The sequence below is a fragment of the Mycobacterium sp. E3247 genome, assembly GCF_001667785.1.
GTDB lineage: Bacteria > Actinomycetota > Actinomycetes > Mycobacteriales > Mycobacteriaceae > Mycobacterium.
Map to the genome: position 1 here is coordinate 1 of NZ_LZJG01000278.1, position 1,405 is coordinate 1,405.

The following is a 1,405-nucleotide window of genomic DNA, read 5'->3' on the forward strand; positions in this document are numbered from 1 at the left end:
GTCGGCGATCTGCATGATGACCCAGATACTGATGAGGACCACCGACACCCAGGAGATCACCGAGGCCATGGCCTGGCGGTGCTTGGTGGCCTCCGAGCGCACCAGCGCGTCGCTTTCGGTGAAGCCCAAGTTGAGCTGACGGGTCACCTGCTGCGCGACCCAGTTGACGAACCGGGCCGCCAGCACCGCCACGATCAGCACCATCACGATCCGCAGACCCCTGGTGATGATCCATTGGCCGACGTCGCCGCGCCAGAATTCGTGCCAGCCCAGCGCCTTTATCACCGCGGGCGAGGCGAGAAGAGTTGTGTTAGTCGTCATCTTTTCGGTTGCGCCACCGGATTCCCGCTTCCAGGAACCCGTCGATGTCTCCGTCCAGGACGGCCGCCGGATTACCGACCTCGTAGTCGGTCCGCAGATCCTTGACCATCTGATACGGGTGCAGCACGTAGGAGCGCATCTGGTTGCCCCACGAACTGCCGCCTTCGCCTTTCAACGCGTCCAGCTCGGCCCGTTCTTCGGAACGCTTGCGCTCCAACAACTTTGCCTGAAGCACCCGCATCGCCGAAATCTTGTTCTGCAGTTGCGATTTTTCGTTCTGGCAAGTCACGACGATACCCGTTGGGATGTGGGTTAGACGAACCGCCGAGTCGGTGGTGTTCACCGATTGGCCGCCCGGGCCGCTGGAGCGGTAAACATCAACCCGCACATCGCCTTCCGGAATGTCGATGTGATCGGTGGTGTCCACCACCGGAAGGACCTCGACTTCGGCGAACGACGTCTGGCGTCGATTCTGGTTGTCGAACGGGCTGATCCGCACCAATCGATGGGTGCCCTGCTCGACGGACAACGTGCCGTAGGCGAACGGGGCGTGCACGGCGAACGTCGCGCTCTTGATGCCCGCCTCCTCGGCGTAGGAGGTGTCGAACACCTCGACGGGATACTTGTGCTGCTCGGCCCACCGGATGTACATCCGCATCAGCATCTCGGCCCAGTCGGCCGCATCCACCCCGCCGGCGCCGGAGCGGATGGTGACCAGCGCCTCCCGCTCGTCGTATTCGCCGGACAGCAGCGTGCGCACCTCGGTGGCCTCGATGTCGGCGCGCAGCGCCTTCAGCTCGGCGTCCGCCTCGGCGAGCGCTTCCGTTTTGCTGGCGGCACCTTCTGCTTCTTCGGCCGCCAGCTCGTAGAGCACCGGAAGGTCGTCGAGGCGCCGGCGCAACTCCTCGATGCGGCGCAGCTCCCCTTGCGCGTGTGACAGTTCGCTGGTCACCCGCTGCGCGCGGGCCTGGTCGTCCCACAACTGGGGATCGGACGCCTCGTGTTCGAGCTTCTCGATGCGGCTGCGCAGACCGTCCACATCGAGCACCCGCTCCACCGTGGTCAGGGTGGAGTCAAGGGCGGC

General features: G+C 64.7%; 1 protein-coding gene and 1 pseudogene. Both read right to left on the reverse strand.

From position 1 onward, the window contains the following. Positions 1-321 (reverse strand): annotated as a pseudogene (locus A9X04_RS15400) (mechanosensitive ion channel family protein); the annotation flags it as partial. Next, a partial coding sequence (prfB, locus tag A9X04_RS15405; RefSeq protein ID WP_156764371.1) for a peptide chain release factor 2 occupies positions 311-1,405 on the reverse strand: 1,095 nt, incomplete at its 5' end. The pseudogene A9X04_RS15400 and the gene prfB, both read right to left, overlap by 11 nt.